Origin of the sequence: Peptacetobacter sp. AB800 (assembly GCF_047807365.1) — a bacterium.
Taxonomy (GTDB): Bacteria; Bacillota; Clostridia; order Peptostreptococcales; family Peptostreptococcaceae; genus Peptacetobacter.
Window position 1 is genome coordinate 1 of record NZ_JBLOUI010000106.1, and the last position, 344, is coordinate 344.

At 29.4% G+C, this 344-nt stretch carries 1 pseudogene; it reads right to left on the reverse strand.

Annotation, left to right across the window (positions count from 1 at the left end):
* Nucleotides 1-181: 181 nt before the first annotated feature.
* A pseudogene (locus ACK2WN_RS12330) lies at nt 182-344 on the reverse strand (aminopeptidase); the annotation flags it as partial.

Below are 344 nucleotides of genomic sequence, written 5' to 3' on the forward strand. Positions count from 1 at the left end.
TTTTATTAATTATTTTTTCATCTTTTCGCTTTTTCAATACATTCATATTACTATTATACACAAGTTTTCCACAGTTTTAAATTATTATAATTTCCTTAAGAATAAAAAAATGCCACTGAAATATATTCAGCAGCATTTTATATTAATTATTTATAAAAATATACACTAAACTAAGCTTTTATTATGCATTTAAAAGGAACGCTTTGTAAGCTCTTACTGCTTCGTATATATCTGCTTTGCTTCCTACTTCATATGGAGCATGCATGTTAAGTACTGCTACACCACAGTCTATTACCTGCATTCCGTAGTTAGCCATTATGTATGCGATTGTTCCACCGCCACCA